The 16575-nt window shown below is 72.4% G+C and carries 15 protein-coding genes and 1 tRNA gene; 7 read left to right on the plus strand and 9 right to left on the minus strand.

All coding sequences use genetic code 11. The annotated features are described in order from the left end of the window. Window positions 1-64: 64 nt before the first annotated feature. Complete coding sequence (locus tag ABZX96_RS08495) at window positions 65-1258, minus strand: argininosuccinate synthase (protein WP_355539956.1); 1194 nt, start codon at window positions 1256-1258, stop codon at window positions 65-67. A 207-nt stretch (window positions 1259-1465) separates the two neighbouring features. Next, window positions 1466-1867, minus strand: coding sequence for a DUF488 family protein (locus ABZX96_RS08500; RefSeq protein ID WP_355539959.1), 402 nt, complete (start codon window positions 1865-1867; stop codon window positions 1466-1468). A gap of 189 nt (window positions 1868-2056) precedes the next feature. Between ABZX96_RS08500 and ABZX96_RS08505 the strand changes: the two genes are divergently transcribed. After that, window positions 2057-2130: transfer RNA gene (locus ABZX96_RS08505), tRNA-Pro, on the plus strand. 314 nt (window positions 2131-2444) lie between these two features. Continuing rightward, window positions 2445-3002 carry a TetR family transcriptional regulator gene (locus tag ABZX96_RS08510; RefSeq protein WP_355539962.1) on the plus strand — a complete coding sequence of 186 codons (558 nt, stop codon included), beginning with the start codon at window positions 2445-2447 and terminating at the stop codon, window positions 3000-3002. Between the two features lie 18 nt (window positions 3003-3020). Here ABZX96_RS08510 and ABZX96_RS08515 read toward each other — a convergent pair whose 3' ends face one another. The 6 genes from ABZX96_RS08515 to argC form a co-directional block, all read right to left on the minus strand. After that, on the minus strand, window positions 3021-4190 hold the full coding sequence (locus ABZX96_RS08515; protein WP_355539965.1) for an amidohydrolase family protein: 1170 nt from the start codon (window positions 4188-4190) through the stop codon (window positions 3021-3023). 272 nt (window positions 4191-4462) lie between these two features. Further along, entirely contained in the window at window positions 4463-5005 is a 543-nt protein-coding gene (locus ABZX96_RS08520; protein WP_355539968.1) for an arginine repressor, read from the minus strand. 8 nt (window positions 5006-5013) lie between these two features. Next, window positions 5014-6222, minus strand: coding sequence for an acetylornithine transaminase (locus ABZX96_RS08525; protein WP_355540056.1), 1209 nt, complete (start codon window positions 6220-6222; stop codon window positions 5014-5016). 47 nt (window positions 6223-6269) lie between these two features. Then, window positions 6270-7289 (minus strand): acetylglutamate kinase, encoded by a 1020-nt coding sequence (gene argB / locus ABZX96_RS08530; protein WP_355539971.1) that lies wholly within the window; start codon window positions 7287-7289, stop codon window positions 6270-6272. Beyond that, window positions 7286-8437, minus strand: coding sequence for a bifunctional glutamate N-acetyltransferase/amino-acid acetyltransferase ArgJ (gene argJ, locus ABZX96_RS08535; RefSeq protein WP_355539974.1), 1152 nt, complete (start codon window positions 8435-8437; stop codon window positions 7286-7288). Before argJ ends, argB begins: the two co-directional genes overlap by 4 nt. Before the next feature lie 115 nt (window positions 8438-8552). Beyond that, the gene (gene argC / locus ABZX96_RS08540; RefSeq protein WP_355539977.1) at window positions 8553-9581 is read right to left on the minus strand and encodes an N-acetyl-gamma-glutamyl-phosphate reductase; all 1029 of its coding nucleotides are present in this window, start codon (window positions 9579-9581) and stop codon (window positions 8553-8555) included. Between the two features lie 208 nt (window positions 9582-9789). Here argC and ABZX96_RS08545 point away from each other — a divergent pair, with 208 nt between their 5' ends. The 3 genes from ABZX96_RS08545 to ABZX96_RS08555 all read left to right on the plus strand — a co-directional run bounded on the left by ABZX96_RS08545 (window position 9790) and on the right by ABZX96_RS08555 (window position 12309). After that, on the plus strand, window positions 9790-11193 hold the full coding sequence (locus tag ABZX96_RS08545; protein WP_355539980.1) for an SMI1/KNR4 family protein: 1404 nt from the start codon (window positions 9790-9792) through the stop codon (window positions 11191-11193). 45 nt (window positions 11194-11238) lie between these two features. After that, entirely contained in the window at window positions 11239-11697 is a 459-nt protein-coding gene (locus ABZX96_RS08550; protein WP_355540059.1) for a VOC family protein, read from the plus strand. Between the two features lie 228 nt (window positions 11698-11925). Beyond that, window positions 11926-12309, plus strand: a complete 384-nt coding sequence (locus ABZX96_RS08555) for a VOC family protein (RefSeq protein WP_355539983.1) — start codon at window positions 11926-11928, stop codon at window positions 12307-12309. A 166-nt stretch (window positions 12310-12475) separates the two neighbouring features. On the opposite strand, the gene ABZX96_RS08560 is transcribed toward ABZX96_RS08555, so the two are convergent. Then, a complete protein-coding gene (locus ABZX96_RS08560) occupies window positions 12476-12874 on the minus strand; it encodes a DUF5997 family protein (RefSeq protein ID WP_355539986.1) in 399 nt (132 codons plus the stop codon). Between the two features lie 58 nt (window positions 12875-12932). Here ABZX96_RS08560 and ABZX96_RS08565 point away from each other — a divergent pair, with 58 nt between their 5' ends. Next, a complete protein-coding gene (locus ABZX96_RS08565) occupies window positions 12933-13697 on the plus strand; it encodes a LysR substrate-binding domain-containing protein (RefSeq protein WP_355539989.1) in 765 nt (254 codons plus the stop codon). Between the two features lie 411 nt (window positions 13698-14108). Then, entirely contained in the window at window positions 14109-16328 is a 2220-nt protein-coding gene (locus tag ABZX96_RS08570; RefSeq protein WP_355539992.1) for an NADP-dependent isocitrate dehydrogenase, read from the plus strand. Window positions 16329-16575: the final 247 nt, after the last annotated feature.

The raw sequence follows: 16575 nt of genomic DNA on the forward strand, positions 1-16575 counted from the left end.
GCGGGCGGCCCGGACGCGCGGGCGTTCCGGGGAACCCGCGCGGGCCGGGCCGCCGCCACCGGGCTCAGGCCAGGTCGCGCTTGGCCGCGATCTTGCTGGACAGGCCGAAGATCTCGATGAAGCCCTTGGAGAGCGACTGGTCGAAGGTGTCACCGGTGTCGTACGTCGCCAGGTCGAAGTCGTACAGCGACTGCTGGGACCGCCGGCCGGTGACGACCGCGCGACCGCCGTGCAGTGTCATCCGGATCTCGCCGGTGACGTGCTGGTTCGCCTCGTTGATGAAGCCGTCCAGCGCCCGCTTGAGCGGCGAGAACCACATGCCGTCGTAAACGAGCTCGCCCCAGCGCTGCTCCACCTGCCGCTTGAAGCGGGCCAGCTCGCGCTCGACGGTGACGTTCTCCAGCTCCTGGTGGGCGGTGATCAGCGCGATCGCGCCGGGCGCCTCGTAGACCTCGCGGGACTTGATGCCGACGAGGCGGTCCTCGACCATGTCGATCCGGCCGATGCCCTGGGCGCCGGCCCGCTCGTTGAGCTGCTGGACGGCCTGGAGCGGGGTGACCGGGACGCCGTCGATGGCGACCGGGACGCCCGCCTCGAAGGTGATGAGCACCTCGTCGGCCTCGCGCGGGGTGGCCGGGTTGGAGGTGTACTCGTACACGTCCTCGATCGGCGCGTTCCAGATGTCCTCCAGGAAGCCGGTCTCCACGGCCCGCCCGAAGACGTTCTGGTCGATGGAGTACGGGGACTTCTTGGTGGTGACGATCGGGAGGTTCTTGGCCTCGCAGAAGGCGATGGCCTTGTCCCGCGTCATGGCGTAGTCGCGCACCGGGGCGATGCAGTTCAGGTCGGGGGCGAGGGAGGAGATCCCGGCCTCGAAGCGGACCTGGTCGTTGCCCTTGCCGGTGCAGCCGTGGGCGACGGTGGTGGCGCCGTGCTTCTTGGCGGCGGCCACCAGGTGCTTGACGATCACCGGCCGGGACAGGGCGGAGACCAGCGGGTAGCGGTCCATGTAGAGGGCGTTGGCCTTGATCGCCGGGAGGCAGTACTCCTCGGCGAACTCGTCCCTGGCATCGGCGACCTCGGCCTCGACGGCCCCGCACGCCAGCGCGCGCTTGCGGATGACGTCCAGGTCCTCACCGCCCTGGCCGACATCCACGGCGACGGCGATGACCTCGGCGCCCGTCTCCTCGGCGATCCAGCCGATGGCGACGGAGGTGTCCAGGCCCCCCGAGTAGGCGAGTACGACGCGCTCGGTCACGGGTTTCTCCTTCGGGTGCATACGCTGTTGAGCATAAGTATGCAGTCGTCCGTATGGTTCGTCAATGGCGACGCGCAGATGGGGGAAGGGGGCGGGGCGAGGTCGTGTCCGGTCATGGCCCGGGGCGGGGAAGCGTCAGCCTCCGGCCGGCGCCTCCTCCGCACGGGACCGGGCGGGATCCGGGCCCGGGCCGATACGGGGAAGCCGTCAGCCCCCGGCCGCCGGGCCCTCGCCCAGGACCTCCGCCAGCACGGTGACGTGCCCGTGCGGGACGTCCTTCGTGGCGGTCAGCAGGGTCAGCGGACCGGCCGCCGCCCGTTCCCGCAGGTCGTCCAGGGCTTCCCGGGCCTGCGGGGCCGTCAGCTCCCGGCGGTAGCGCCGCGCGAATTCCTCGAACCGTTCGGTCTGGTGCCCGTACCAGCGGCGCAGCTCGTTGGAGGGCGCCACGTCCTTGCACCAGTGGTCGACCGCCGCGTCCGCCTTGGCCAGGCCGCGCGGCCACAGGCGGTCGACCAGCACGCGGGTGCCGTCCGCCGCCTCCGGCGGGTCGTACACGCGCCGTACGCGCGGGCCGGAGGGAGCGGCGGCGACGTCGGGATCCGGAGCCATGGGGGCATGGAAGCACGCGCGCGCCACGGGTCGGCGCAGCCGCCTCCGGCGCGCCGGATCCGCGCCGTGCGACCCCCCTCCGGAAGGCCCCGCGACCCCGTTCCGGGACCCGCTTTGGAATCCGGGGCCCGGACAGGGTATTTTTCTCTTGCACGCCCCGACCGGGTGAACACCGGTCGGTTCGGGCAACGGGACGTGGCGCAGCTTGGTAGCGCACTTGACTGGGGGTCAAGGGGTCGCAGGTTCAAATCCTGTCGTCCCGACTTGCGAAGTCGCAGGTCGAAGGCCGTGTCGGAGGTATCCGACACGGCCTTCCCGCGTTTTGTGGCCGGACGGAACCTGGTCCGTCATGGGTCTGATGTGCAGGGCGCGAGCGGTGGCCTCCGGGGCGCCGCTCCCCTCGTCCCCGGCCGCCGACGTGCCCCGCACCCGCGGGCGGTATCGTCTCGGCCGATCGGCGCCAAGGGTGATCACCTGCCTCGCACGTGCGTGTTCCCGCGCGGCGCCGACGTACCGAAGACGCGGTGACGAATACCGGGGCGCGCGGCGACCGCCCCTCATGTCCGGGAGGAAGCCGTTGAGCGAGCCCACGACCGACGGCCGGCGCCTGAAGGGCGAACGCCGCAAGCAGGAGCTCATCGAGGCCACGTTGCGGGTGGTCGCCCGGGACGGCGTCGCCGGTGTCAGCCACCGCGCCGTCTCCAGGGAGGCGGGCCAGCCGGCCACCGCCGCCGCCTACTACTTCAAGACCATCGACGACCTGCTGACCGCGGCCCTGACCGTCTGCATGGACGAGGACACCGAGCGGGTGCGCCGCATGGCGGCCGAGGCCGGCCGGGGCGACGGCGTGCGCCTCCTCGCCGAGCGCATGGCGCGGGTGGTGACGGCCGAGTCCGGCCACCTGCTCGCGGAGTACGAGCTCTTCCTGCTGGCCGCCCGCAGGAAGGAGTTGCGCGAGCCCACCGACCGGTGGATGGCCGCCCTGTCGGAGTTCGCCCGCTGCCACGTCCGGGACCCGGCCCGCGTCCAGGTCTTCGTCGGCGCCGTCGACGGTCTGCTGCTCCAGGCCCTGCTGACCGACACGCCACCCTCCGCGGACGCGTTCGAGGCCATGCTGCGGGAACTGCTGAAGTGACGGGCCGGGGGTGGCGGGCTACGCCACCCGCTCCCCCGCCCGGAACACCGCGACCGGCCGGTGGACGAGGGACGGATCGGCCAGCGGGTCCCCGGCCACCGCGATGACATCGGCGTCCAGGCCCGGGACCAGGCGGCCCTTGCGGGTGGCGAGGCCGCAGGCGCGGGCCGCCGTGGAGGTCGCCGCCCGCAGGGCCTCCACCGGCGTGAACCCGAAGCCGACCATCGCGGTCAGGCCGTACGGGTAGCTGCCGTGGGCCTTGACCGGGAAGATCCCCGAGTCGCTGCCGAGGGCCAGGGTGACCCCGGCGTTCTTCAGGGTGGCCAGACCGGCGGCCAGTGCGGGCAGGCGCCGGGCGATGTGGGCGGGCGGTGGCGGGCCGCCGGGCAGCGCGCCCAGCGTGAGGGAGGCGGTCACGCCGTCGCGGGCCATGGAGTCGATCACCCGGCGGTCGAAGTCCACGCCGTCCTCGGTGACGAAGAAGCAGTGCTCGATCATGTCGAACCCGGCCGCGACCGCCGCGGCGATCCCCGATGCCGCGTGCGCGTGCGCGGTGATCGGCAGGCCGTGCCGGTGGGCCTCGGCCACCATGGCGTGCAGTTCGGCCGGACCGTACTGGAGGCCGTACGGGTCCGAGCCCGGTGTGAGGTCGCCGCCGGTCACCATGACCTTGACCACGTCCACGCCCCGCTCGGCGCGCTCCCGGACCGCCGCCCGGACCCCGTCCTCCCCCTCCGCGATCCCGCCCAGGAACCAGCAGTGGCCGCGCGGCGTGGTCACCGGCGGCCCCGAGGCGAGGACCGTGGGCCCGGCCCCGGGGTGTTCGGCCGTCTCCTCCCGGAGCCGCAGCGCCAGGTATCCGCGGTCGCCCAGGTCCCGTACGGTCGTGACGCCCGCCGCCAGGGAGGCGCGCGCGGCCTCCCGCATCCGCTGGAGCAGCGTCGCCTCGTCGGCCCGCGTCAGCCGCCCCACCACGTCGTCACCGGCGTCGAAGGCGAGGTGGGTGTGGGTGTCGACGAAGCCGGGGAGCAGGGTGGCCTGCCCGAGGTCGAGCACGTCGACCCCGGGTTCCGGCTCTCCACCCGCCCGTACGGCCGCGATCCGGCCGTCCTCGATCAGCAGGAGCGGTCGTTCGACCAGCCCCGGTCCGATTCCGTCGAAGAGCCGTGCCGCACGCAGTGCCCGCACCGGACCTCCCTCGTCCGCCGTCCGTCACCGGCCCCTGGCCGACGGCAACCAGTACAGCGTCCGGACGGTGACGAGGCGAGCCCTGCGCGCCCGGAAACGCGCACCGGGCGAACGGAGCCGACCGCACGCGCGCTCCGAAGCGGCAGACGCTCCGAAGCCGCAGACGCTCCGAAGCCGCAGAGGCTCCCGCACGAAAGCCGGAGGGCCGGGAGGAGCCCCCGAGGAATCACGGGAGTCCTCCGCCGATTCCCGTACCCGGCCCTACCGCACCCTCACCGCGCCTTCTGCGCCAGCCGCAGCAGGTGGTCCGCCAGCGCCTGGCCGCCCGTCGGGGCGCGGCTGATCAGGAGGAGGGTGTCGTCGCCGGCGATGGTGCCCAGGATGTCGTGCAGTTCCGCCTGGTCGATGGCGGAGGCGAGGAACTGGGCGGCGCCGGGCGGGGTGCGCAGGACCACGAGGTTGGCGGACGCCTCGGCGGAGATGAGGAGCTCGCCGGACAGGCGGCGCATCCGCTCCTCCTTGGCGGACTCGCCCAGGGGCGCCCTGGGGGTGCGGTCCCCGCCCTCGCTCGGCACCGCGTAGATCAGCTCGCCGCCGGTATTGCGGATCTTCACCGCGCCCAGTTCGTCCAGGTCACGGGAGAGCGTCGCCTGCGTGACGGACAGGCCGTCGTCGGCGAGCAGCTTGGCGAGCTGGCTCTGGGAGCGGACCGGCTGCCGGTTGAGGATGTCCACGATCCGGCGGTGGCGGGCGGTGCGGGTCTGCGGTACGGCGGGGCCGCCGTGCACCGTCTCGTTGTCCTGCGCCTCGGTCATCGTTGTCGTCAGTCTCCGGATCGTCGGTCCCCGTGCGCCTCTTCGTAGGCGGCGTCCAGGACGGCGGGGAGCCTCCGGAGGAACGTATCCGCTTCACCGTCCGAGACGATCAGCGGCGGGGCGAGCCGGATGACGTCCGGCGCGACCGCGTTCACCAGGAGACCCGCGTCCTGAGCCGCCTGCTGCGCCCGCGGCGCGAGAGGCTTGGTCAAAACGATACCCAGGAGGAGGCCGAGCCCGCGGACCCGGCCGACCAGCGGGTGCCCGAGGGCCTCGATTCCGCCGCGCAGCCGTTCGCCGACCCGCTTGACGTGATCGAGGACGCCCTCGCCGGCCAGGGTGTCCAGGACGGCGAGCGCTCCCGCGCACACCACCGGGTTGCCACTGAACGTCGAACCATGCGCCCCGGGTGCCAGCAGCTCGGCCGCCGGCCCGAAGGCGAGGGTGGCGCCGATGGGCAGGCCGCCGCCGAGCCCCTTGGCGAGCGTGACGACGTCCGCCTCGACGCCCTGGGCCTGGGACTCCAGCCAGTGGCCGGTGCGGCCGATGCCGGTCTGGATCTCGTCCAGGACCAGGAGGGTGCCGGTCGCGCGGGTGATCTCCCGGGCGGCCCGGAGGTAGCCGTCCGGCGGAACGACGACGCCGCGCTCGCCCTGGACGGGCTCCAGGATCACGAAGGCGGTGTCGGTGGTGACGGCGGCGCGCAGCGCGTCCACGTCCCCGTACGGCACGTGCGTGACGTCCCCCGGGAGCGGCCGGAAGGGGTCCTGCTTGGCGGGCTGGCCGGTGAGGGCGAGCGCGCCCATGGTGCGGCCGTGGAAACCGCCGACCGTGGAGACGATGTGCGGGCGCCCGGTGAGCCGGCCGATCTTGAAGGCGGCCTCGTTGGCCTCGGCGCCGGAGTTGGAGAAGTAGACCCGGCCGGGGCGCCCGATCAGGGACAGCAGGCGTTCGGCGAGGGCGACGGTGGGCTCGGCGGTGAAGAGGTTGGAGACGTGCCCGAGGGTGGCGATCTGGTCGGAGACCGCGCGGACGACGGCGGGGTGCGCGTGGCCGAGCGCGTTGACGGCGATGCCCCCGAGGAAGTCGAGGTACTCCTTGCCGTCGGCGTCCCAGACTTTGACGCCCTCGCCGCGGACGAGCGGGACGCGCGGGGTGCCGAAGTTGTGCATCATGGCGCCCTGCCAGCGCCGGGTGAGGCTCTCGTTGGTCGCCATGCCGCCGGTCTCCTCCCGGTCGTCGTGCGTCGTGTCCGTCACGGCCTTCATGCCGCCGCCCCCTCGGCCGGTTCGGCGGGGGTCCCGATGCCCGGTCCCCCGGCCCCGTTCGCGTCCTCGGCCGCGGCCACGTGCACTTCCGGTTCGGCCTCGTCCGCGCCCTCGTCCATGTCTTCGTCCGGCACGACCATCGTCCCGATGCCCTCGTCCGTGAAGATCTCCAGCAGGATCGAGTGCTGCACCCGCCCGTCGATGACGCGGGCGGTGTTGACCCCGTTGCGGACCGCGAACAGGCAGCCCTCCATCTTCGGCACCATGCCGCTGGCCAGGTCGGGGAGGAGTTTCTCCAGCTCGGTCGCGGTGAGCCGGGAGATCACCTCGTCGCTGTGCGGCCAGTCCTCGTACAGGCCCTCGACGTCCGTGAGGACCATCAGCGTCTCGGCCCGGAGCGCGGCGGCCAGCGCGGCGGCGGCGGTGTCGGCGTTGACGTTGAAGACGCCGGAGCCGTCGCCCTCCACCGCGCTGCGGGCTATGGAGGAGATGACGGGGATGCGGCCGTCGTCCAGCAGGGTGCGGACGACGCCGGTGTCGATGGCGGCGACCTCGCCGACCCGTCCGATGTCCACGCGCTCGCCGTCCACGTCGGCGTACCGCTTCACGGCGCTCATCAGGTGGGCGTCCTCGCCGGTCAGGCCGACGGCCAGGGCGCCGTGCTGGTTGAGCAGGCCGACCAGTTCGCGCTGGACCTGCCCGGCGAGCACCATCCGCACGACGTCCATCGCCTCCGGCGTGGTGACCCGCAGCCCCGCCTTGAACTCCGACGCGAGGCCGAGCCGGTCGAGTTGGGCGCTGATCTGCGGGCCGCCGCCGTGCACGACGACCGGACGCAGCCCGGCGTGCCGCAGGAAGACGACGTCCTGGGCGAAGGCGGCCTTCAGCTCGTCGTCGATCATCGCGTTGCCGCCGAACTTGATGACGACGGTCTTGCCGTGGTGGCGGGTCAGCCAGGGCAGCGCCTCGATGAGGGTGCGGGCTTTGGGGAGGGCGGTGTGTTTGCGGGCGCTCATGAGGAATACGCGCTGTTCTCGTGGACGTAGTCGGCGGTGAGGTCGTTGGACCAGATGACGGCGCTCTCGGTGCCGGCGGCGAGGTCGGCGGTGATCCGGACTTCGCGGTAGCGCATGTCGACCAGCTCGCGGTCCTCGCCGACCGAACCGTTTTTGCAGACCCAGACGTCGTTGATGGCCACGTTCAGCCGGTCCGGTTCGAAGGCGGCGGAGGTGGTGCCGATGGCGGAGAGCACCCGGCCCCAGTTGGGGTCCTCGCCGTGGATGGCGCACTTGAGGAGGTTGTTGCGGGCGATGGAGCGGCCCACCTCCACCGCGTCGTCCTCGGTGGCGGCGTTCACGACCTCGATGCGGATGTCCTTGCTGGCGCCCTCCGCGTCCCCGATCAACTGCCGCGCCAGGTCGTCGCAGACGGTGCGGACGGCCTCGGCGAACGCGTCCTGCTCCGGGGTGACGCCGGACGCGCCGGAGGCGAGCAGCAGCACCGTGTCGTTGGTGGACATGCAGCCGTCCGAGTCCACCCGGTCGAAGGTGAGCCGGGTGGCCGAGCGCAGGGCGGAGTCCAGCGCGGCGGCCGGGAGGTCGGCGTCGGTGGTGAGGACGACGAGCATGGTGGCCAGGCCCGGCGCCAGCATCCCCGCGCCCTTGGCCATGCCGCCGACCGTCCAGCCGTCCCCGCCGGCCACCGCGGTCTTGTGGTGGGTGTCGGTGGTCTTGATCGCGATGGCGGCCTTCTCGCCGCCGTGCTCGCTGAGTTCGCCGGCGGCCCGGGCCACGCCGGGCAGCAGCTTGTCCATGGGGAGGCGGACGCCGATCAGCCCGGTCGAGGCGACCGCGACCTCGGCCGCGTCCACGCCCAGCGTCTTCGCCGCGTGCTCGGCGGTGGCGTGCGTGTCCTGGAAGCCGAGCGGGCCCGTGCAGGCGTTGGCGCCACCGGAGTTGAGGACGACCGCGGCGACCTTGCCGCCCTTGAGGACCTGCTCGGACCACAGGACGGGGGCGGCCTTGACGCGGTTGGAGGTGAAGACGGCGGCGGCCTCCCGCCGCGGGCCGTTGTTCACCACCAAGGCGAGGTCCGGGTTGCCGTTCTCCTTGATCCCGGCGGCGATCCCCGCCGCCGTGAATCCCTGTGCTGCCGTGACACTCATGCGCCTGCCTCGCTTCGCTCGTCGGGCGCGCCGTCGTGTCGCGCGCACCTTTCTGTCGTGTGTGCTGTCCGGATCGTCCGTACTGCCGTCCGCACCGTCCGTCCGCGCCGCTCGATCACGGCGCGACTCCCACGGCGGAGAGCCCCAGCCCTTCGGGGAGGCCGAGGGCGATGTTCATGCTCTGCACCGCGCCGCCCGCGGTGCCCTTGGTGAGGTTGTCGATCGCGCAGACCACGATGACGCGGCCGGCCGCCTCGTCGTGGGCGACCTGGACGTGCGCGGCGTTGGACCCGTACACGGCGGCGGTGGCCGGCCACTGGCCCTCGGGGAGGAGGTGGACGAACGGTTCGTCTTGCAGCGCCTTCTCGTACGCGGCCCGCAGCCCCTCGGCCGTCACGCCCGGCCGCGCCTTGGCGGTGCAGGTGGCCAGGATGCCGCGCGGCATGGGCGCCAGGGTCGGCGTGAAGGAGACGGTGACCCGCTCCCCCGCCGCCGCGCTGAGGTTCTGGATCATCTCGGGCGTGTGCCGGTGCGTGCCGCCCACGCCGTACGGGCTCATGGAGCCCATGACCTCCGACCCCAGCAGGTGCGGCTTGGGCGCCTTGCCCGCGCCGGAGGTGCCGGACGCCGCGACGACCACCACGTCCGGCTCGGCCAGCCCCTCGGCGTACGCCGGGAAGAGCGCGAGCGAGACGGCCGTCGGGTAACAACCCGGGACCGCGACGCGCCGGGACCCCACCAGCGCGTCACGGGCCCCGGGCAGCTCCGGCAGCCCGTACGGCCAGCTGCCCGCGTGCGGCGAACCGTAGAACCGCTCCCAGTCGGCCGCGTCCTTGAGCCGGAAGTCCGCCCCCATGTCGACGACCAGCACGTCCGGCCCCAACTCCCGCGCCACGGCGGCGGACTGCCCGTGCGGCAGCGCGAGGAAGACGACATCGTGCCCGGCGAGCGCCTCGGTGGTGGTCGGCGCCAGCTCGCGCTCCGCGAGCGGCAGCAGGTGCGGCTGGAGCGCGCCCAGACGCTGCCCGGCGTTGGCGTTCCCGGTCAGCGCGCCGATCTCCACCTCGGGGTGCCCGAGCAGCAGACGCAGGAGCTCTCCGCCCGCATACCCGCTCGCCCCGGCCACTGCCGCTCGTATCGCCATGGATCCTCCTTGTTGATGGCATGACTATACGTAGGTCGGCAGTTTTATGCAATGGGGTGACGGTCGTGCCGCGGCGACGGTTGTGACCAAGCGCGACAGGTGGCCCTTGAGCGCGGTGGCTGGCCCGGCGTGCACGCCTGTCGGCCTCTGCCTGTGCGGCTGTCCACGCTGAGGATCGGTTGTCAGTGGTGCCGCGTACGGTGTGCGCATGGTTGATCAGAGGCCCCGCTTGGCATCGGTACTCGACTTCGCGACATGGGAGCCGGTGCTGCGGCTCCTGCTGGCCGACCACCCGCAGAGGGATGCCGCCCGGTCCGTCCGTGTGGCGGGACGTATAGGCCGGAGCAGCTGGAGCCTGGCCCTGCGGCGACGGATGCCGTCGCCCGGCCGAGCCGCGCAGGTGGAGGACATGCGGGAGGAGTTCGACGCGGTGGAGCGGGTGCAGAGCGCGCTCGCGGACGCCGGAGTCGACGATGTGTCGTTCACGGCGGAGATCCAACCGAACGGAACAACCGAACTCCGCCTGATGGGACCCAGCCCGGCCGTGGAACCCGGCATCGGCACCCCGCACCCGGGGGCTCTCATCCTGGTCGACGGCTCCCTCCCCGAGCCCTGGCGCCGTCTCCCTGATCCGGTGCCCGGGGCGATCCCGGCCCCTTCGGCGGACCCGGAGTTGCTGGAGCGAACGCTGCGGGAGCGGCTGCCGCACGCCATCGGCGCGACGGAGGAGGGCATCGCCGCTGCCGAAGCGCGCCTCGGCGTCCTGCTGCCCGACGAGCTCAAGGCGCTCTACCGGGTGACACGGGCACGGTGGGAGGACCTGGACGACGACTTCGAGGCAGCGGAACGCGAAAGCGCAGCGGTCGGCTGTGAGCTCTTCGACCTCGACAACTTGTACATCGCCGACGCGTTCTCCCGCGACTGTCGCTGGCAGTTCGCGGCAATGGAGGCGGTCGTCACCCCACCCGGCGCCACGGTGCAGGGCCTGGTCGGCTCACCCGGCTGGATCGTCTTCGGGGACAACGGCGGCGGGGACCGGCTGGCCGTCGATCTGACGCCCGGCCCCTGCGGACACCTGGGACAGGTCATCATGCTGTCCCACGAGGAGAGCGTCGGCGCCGAGTTCGTCGCCGACTCCCTCACCGACCTGGTGCTGGGTCGGCCCGGCACGGAGCCCGGCAGCCCCCAAGAGCAGCGGCCACCTGCCGTGGCCAGGGTCAATGTCGCAAGCCTGAAGAGCATCCAGGCCGCCGCCCACCCCGGCTTGGAAGTCCTGTCCATCGGCGTGTGGGACGGTGCGCCCTTCAGTCTCGCCCCCGCCTTCGGGCTGCCCCGCCTGCGCACGCTCACCGCATACCCCGGCACGCTCGCCGACCCCCTGGAGATCGGCAAGCTCACCGAGCTGGAGTTCTTGGAGCTCGGCCCGGAAGAGTGGCGGGTCCTCCTCGACGCCGGAGCCGTACCGCGCAGCCTGTCGGCCGCCGCCATCGTGGTACACGGCAACCAGGACCCCCTGCCCATCGTGGCCATCGCGAACGAGATCCTGGCCCTCTGGGACCGGCCACGGATACTCCAGACCGTCCTCGAAGGAGACCTTGGCCCTCGGGCATAGCCGGCGAGGTCAGCGACGGGCCGCACAGGACGCCGGCTGCCACCGCTGCCGTACCGGGACGCGCATGCGGCCGTCAAGCAGCTCACGGAAGCCTTCGGCTTCACCACGGCCGCGTTGTTCGAGGGGGAGGACGGCTCGGTGCCGCACGCCGAGCTCACCTACGGGGACGGCCTGGCCATGCTCGGTTCGAAAGGGCGCGGCGGCGCGTTCGACGAAGCGATGGGGGACGAATGCCCGGTCAGCGTGTACGTGGCCGTCGAAGGCACCGACGCGCATTTCGAGCGGGCCGAGCAGGCGGGCGCGGAGATCCTCATGGCGCCGATCGACGAGGAGCACGGCTCGCGGGACTACCTGGCCGGCGATGTCGAAGGGGCGACGTGTGGTCCTTCGGCACGTGCGCGCCCGGTGGTATGCCGGGGTGAGAAGGGCCTGCGCGTTTCCGGTTTCGCAGAAGGGCCTGCACGTTTCCGCTTCGCAGGAGACCTGCACGTCCCGGCTTCGTAGGAGGGCCGGCCCATCCCGGGTTTCGCTCGTGAGGGCGTGAGGCCGTGACGGCCCCGGGTGACGCGGGAGAGCCGTGGGCGGCGGGGGCCGATGGCGGGCGGCAGGGGTTTGTGGCGGTCGGGGGCTGCTGTCGCGTCGTGGGTTCCCGCAGGTGGTGAATCTCCCGCGGGGGAAGCGCCCGGTCGCAGCCGATGACGGCTCGCGGGGTGGCGCCCTACCCTGTCGGGCATGGCATGCCGCATCAGTGAGCTGGTCATCGACTGCGCCGACCCGGAACGGCTCGCCGTCTTCTGGAGCGAGGTCCTCGGCTACGTCGAACTCGGCCGGGAGGACGACGGAAGCATCGAGATCGGGCCGCCCGGCGCCGGCTTCGGTGGCCCGCAGCCCACCCTCGTCCTCAGTCCCAGCGGTGACCCGCGGACCGGGAAGCTCCGCCTGCACATCGATGTCAATCCCACCGACCGCGACCAGGACGCCGAGCTGGAGCGGCTGCTCGCGCTCGGCGCCAAGCCCGTCGATGTCGGCCAGACCGGCACCGAGGGCTGGCATGTCCTGGCCGACCCGGAGGGCAACGAATTCTGCCTCCTGCGGGCCCGGATCCGGCCCGTCTGACCGGGCGCGTCATGGCGCGGCGCCGCTCGGGCGCCGTCCGGGGCGGGGTTCGGGGCGATCCGGCCCGCAGTCCGCGAGGCCGCCGGGGCTTCGGTGGGCACGGCCACGGCATCCGGGCCGTGGCCGTGGCCGTGAGATTCAGGAGGGGCCGGTCGGACCGCGCCGATTACTTCGCGTTCTTCTCCTGCGCTTCCTTTGCCTTCTTCTCCTTCAGGCGCGCCGCTTCCTTGCGGACGTCGGCCTGGGTGGCGCGCTCCCGGAGCAGCCACTCGGGGCTCTCCTGCTTCAGGGCGTCGATCTGGTCCGTGGTGAGGGGCTCGGTGACCCCGCCGCGCGCGAGGCCCGCGATGGAGACGCCCAGCCTGGCCGCGACGACCGGCCGGGGGTGCGGGCCGGTGCGCCGCAGTTCCCGCAGCCACTCCGGCGGATCGGCCTGCAACGCGTTCAGCTCGTCGCGCGAGACGACGCCCTCCTGGAACTCGGCGGGGGTGGCCTGGAGGTACACGCCCAGCTTCTTCGCCGCGGTCGCGGGCTTCATCGTCTGGGTGGTCTGGTGCGACTTCATGGTGTCCAGGGTATCGAGCGTATGCCCGGTTCCCGACCACGCCCGGTAACCTGGCCCGGTGACAGGCTCGGATACACCCCCTTCGTTCCGGCTCGCCTATGTACCCGGAGTGACGCCCGCCAAGTGGGTGCGGATCTGGAACGAGCGGCTGCCCGACATCCCCCTGGCCCTCGTCCCGGCACCCGCCGCCGAAGCACCCGGCGTGCTGCGGGACGGCGGCGCGGACGCGGGCTTCGTACGGCTGCCGGTCGACCGCACGTTCTTCAGCGCGATCCCCCTCTACACCGAGACGACGGTGGTCGTGATCCCGAAGGACCACCTCGTGGCGGCGGCCGACGAGGTGACCACGGAGGATCTGGCCGACGAGGTCGTCTTCCACCCGCTCGACGACACCCTCGGCTGGGAGCGGCTGCCGGGCCGGCCCGCCATCGAGCGCCCCGCCACGACGGCGGACGCGATCGAGCTGGTGGCGGCGGGGGTGGGGGTGCTCGTCGTCCCGCAGTCGCTGGCCCGGCTGCACCACCGCAAGGACCTCACCTACCGGACGGTTACTGACGCCCCCCAGTCCCAGGTCGCCCTGTCGTGGCCGGAGGACGCGACCACCGACCTGGTGGAGGACTTCATCGGGATCGTGCGCGGGCGGACGGTCAACAGCTCGCGGGGGCGCCAGAAGGCCCCGGCCGAGCCGAAGCCCAGGCGCCCGGAGAAGGGCGGCACCCGGCAGCAGGCCGCAGCGGGCAAGCCCGCGTCCGGCAAGCGCCCGCGCCCCGCTGCCGCCGGCCGCAAGAGCGGCGGGCGCGGCAAGCCCCGGCGCCGGTCGTAGCCCTCACACCGGTTACCGGTCACGGCGCCCACACCGGTTACCGGTCACGGCGCCCACACCGGTTACCGGTCGCAGCGCCCACGCCGGTCGGCACACTCCGTGCCGGCCGGCTTCTTCGTGCCTGCCGGTCGTTTCGTCGTCGCCATAGCTCTGCGCCGTTCCGCCGTTACGCCGCTCCGAGGCCCCTGCGTCCCGAGGACCGGTGGATTCGCGCCTGGCGGCCCCGCGCCTCCGACGGTGATCGTCCGCCACTCGCGGGTGCCCTCCTCCGCGTCCCCACAGGCTCGTGGCCACCCCGAACCCCAGGTGGCGCGTTCCCGTCGGCCCCGGGGGCAGGGTCCCGTCCGGGGCGGGCCCGGCACGAGATATCTTGATGTCGAGCAATGTTGCAGACGTGGAGCGGAGCACCCGGTGACTGACTCGACCATCATCTACACCCACACTGACGAAGCGCCGGCCCTGGCGACGTATTCGTTCTTGCCTGTGATCGAGGCCTATGCCTCGAAGGCCGGGGTCACTGTGGAGAGCCGGGACATCTCCCTGGCGGGGCGCATCATCGCCAGCTTCCCGGAGCGCCTCACCGAGGAGCAGCGCCAGGACGACGCGCTGGCCGAGCTCGGTGAGCTGGCCAAGACGCCCGGTGCGAACATCATCAAGCTGCCGAACATCTCGGCCTCGATCCCGCAGCTGAAGGCCGCGATCGCCGAGCTGCAGGAGCAGGGTTACGCGCTGCCGGACTACCCCGACGACCCGCAGACGGACGAGGAGGAGGACATCCGCGCGCGGTACGACAAGGTCAAGGGCAGCGCCGTGAACCCGGTGCTGCGCGAGGGCAACTCCGACCGCCGCGCCCCCGTGTCGGTCAAGAACTACGCCCAGACGCACCCGCACCGCATGGGCGCCTGGACGGCCGACTCCAAGACCAACGTCGCGCACATGGAGGCGGACGACTTCCGTTCCACCGAGAAGTCCGCCGTCATCGGTGAGGCGGGCGCGCTGCGCATCGAGCTGGTCGAGAACGACGGCAACACCGTCGTCCTGCGCGAGTCGGTGCCGGTGCTGGCGGGCGAGGTCGTGGACGCGTCCGTGATGCGCGTCGCCAAGCTGCGCGAGTTCCTGGCGGCGCAGGTCGCGCGCGCCAAGGCCGAGGGCGTGCTGTTCTCGGTGCACCTGAAGGCGACGATGATGAAGGTCTCCGACCCGATCATCTTCGGTCACGTCGTCCGCACCTTCTTCCCGAAGACCTTCGCCGAGTACGGCGAGACGCTGTCCACGGCCGGTCTGAGCCCCAACGACGGCCTCGGCACCATCCTCAAGGGCCTGGACGCGCTGCCCAACGGCGCGGAGATCAAGGCGTCCTTCGACGCGGAGCTCGCCGACGGCCCCGCCCTGGCGATGGTCGACTCGGACCGCGGCATCACCAACCTGCACGTCCCGAGCGACGTCATCGTCGACGCCTCGATGCCGGCCATGATCCGCACCTCCGGCCACATGTGGGGCCCGGACGGCCAGGAGGCCGACACCCTGGCCGTGCTGCCCGACAGCAGCTACGCGGGCATCTACCAGGCCGTCATCGATGACTGCCGCGCGAACGGCGCCTTCGACCCGGCCACGATGGGCTCGGTGCCCAACGTCGGCCTGATGGCGCAGAAGGCCGAGGAGTACGGCAGCCACGACAAGACCTTCCAGATCCCTGCCGACGGCACCGTCAAGGTCGTCGACGAGCGCGGCCAGGTCGTCCTGGAGCAGGCCGTCAGCACCGGCGACATCTTCCGCATGTGCCAGACCAAGGACGCCCCGATCAAGGACTGGGTCAAGCTGGCCGTCACCCGCGCCCGCGCGACCGGTGACCCGGCCGTGTTCTGGCTGGACGAGACCCGCGCCCACGACGCGCGGCTCATCGAGAAGGTCAAGGCGTACCTGCCCGAGCACGACACCGAGGGCCTCCGGATCGAGATCCTGGCGCCGGTCGAGGCCATCAAGTTCTCCCTGGAGCGCATTCGCCGCGGCGAGAACACCATCTCCGTCACCGGCAACGTCCTCCGTGACTACCTGACCGACCTGTTCCCGATCCTGGAGCTGGGCACCAGCGCCAAGATGCTGTCGGTCGTGCCGCTCATGAACGGCGGTGGCCTCTTCGAGACCGGCGCCGGCGGCTCCGCGCCCAAGCACGTCCAGCAGCTCGTCAAGGAGAACTACCTGCGCTGGGACAGCCTGGGCGAGTTCCTGGCCCTGGCGGTCAGCTTCGAGCACCTCGCCCAGACGACGGGCAACGCGCGCGCCCAGGTGCTCGCCGACACCCTCGACCGCGCGACCGCGACCTTCCTGAACGAGGACAAGTCGCCCAGCCGCCGCCTCGGTGGCATCGACAACCGCGGCAGCCACTTCTACCTGGCGCTCTACTGGGCCCAGGAGCTGGCGAAGCAGACCGCCGACGCGCAGCTCGCGGAGGCGTTCTCCGGCCTGGCCAAGACGCTGTCCGAGCAGGAGCAGACGATCGTCGACGAGCTGATCGCGGTGCAGGGCTCCCCGGCCGACATCGGCGGCTACTACCGCCCCGACGTCACCAAGGCCGCGGCCGTCATGCGCCCGTCGGCGACGTTCAACCAGGCGCTGGCTTCGCTCGCCTGACGGAGCGTCGAGGGCATCGTCTCGGATCGCGATCGCGCGGGTGATCGGCGTGCGGTGATCCGCGGCGTGCCTTTCGGGGGCCTGGTGGCCTCCTGATCGTCCGTTTCCGCCCCGGTCGGCAGTCGCCGACCGGGGCGGTCGGGTTTCGGGGGCGGTGGTGCGGTGGGGTTTCGGGGCGGTGGGGCGGGCGGCCTGGTCCCGTGTGCGCCCCCGTCCCCCTCCCTCCCGCCCCTTCCCCCGTATCCGG

The sequence above is a fragment of the Streptomyces sp. NPDC003077 genome (assembly GCF_040611095.1).
Lineage (GTDB): Bacteria > Actinomycetota > Actinomycetes > Streptomycetales > Streptomycetaceae > Streptomyces.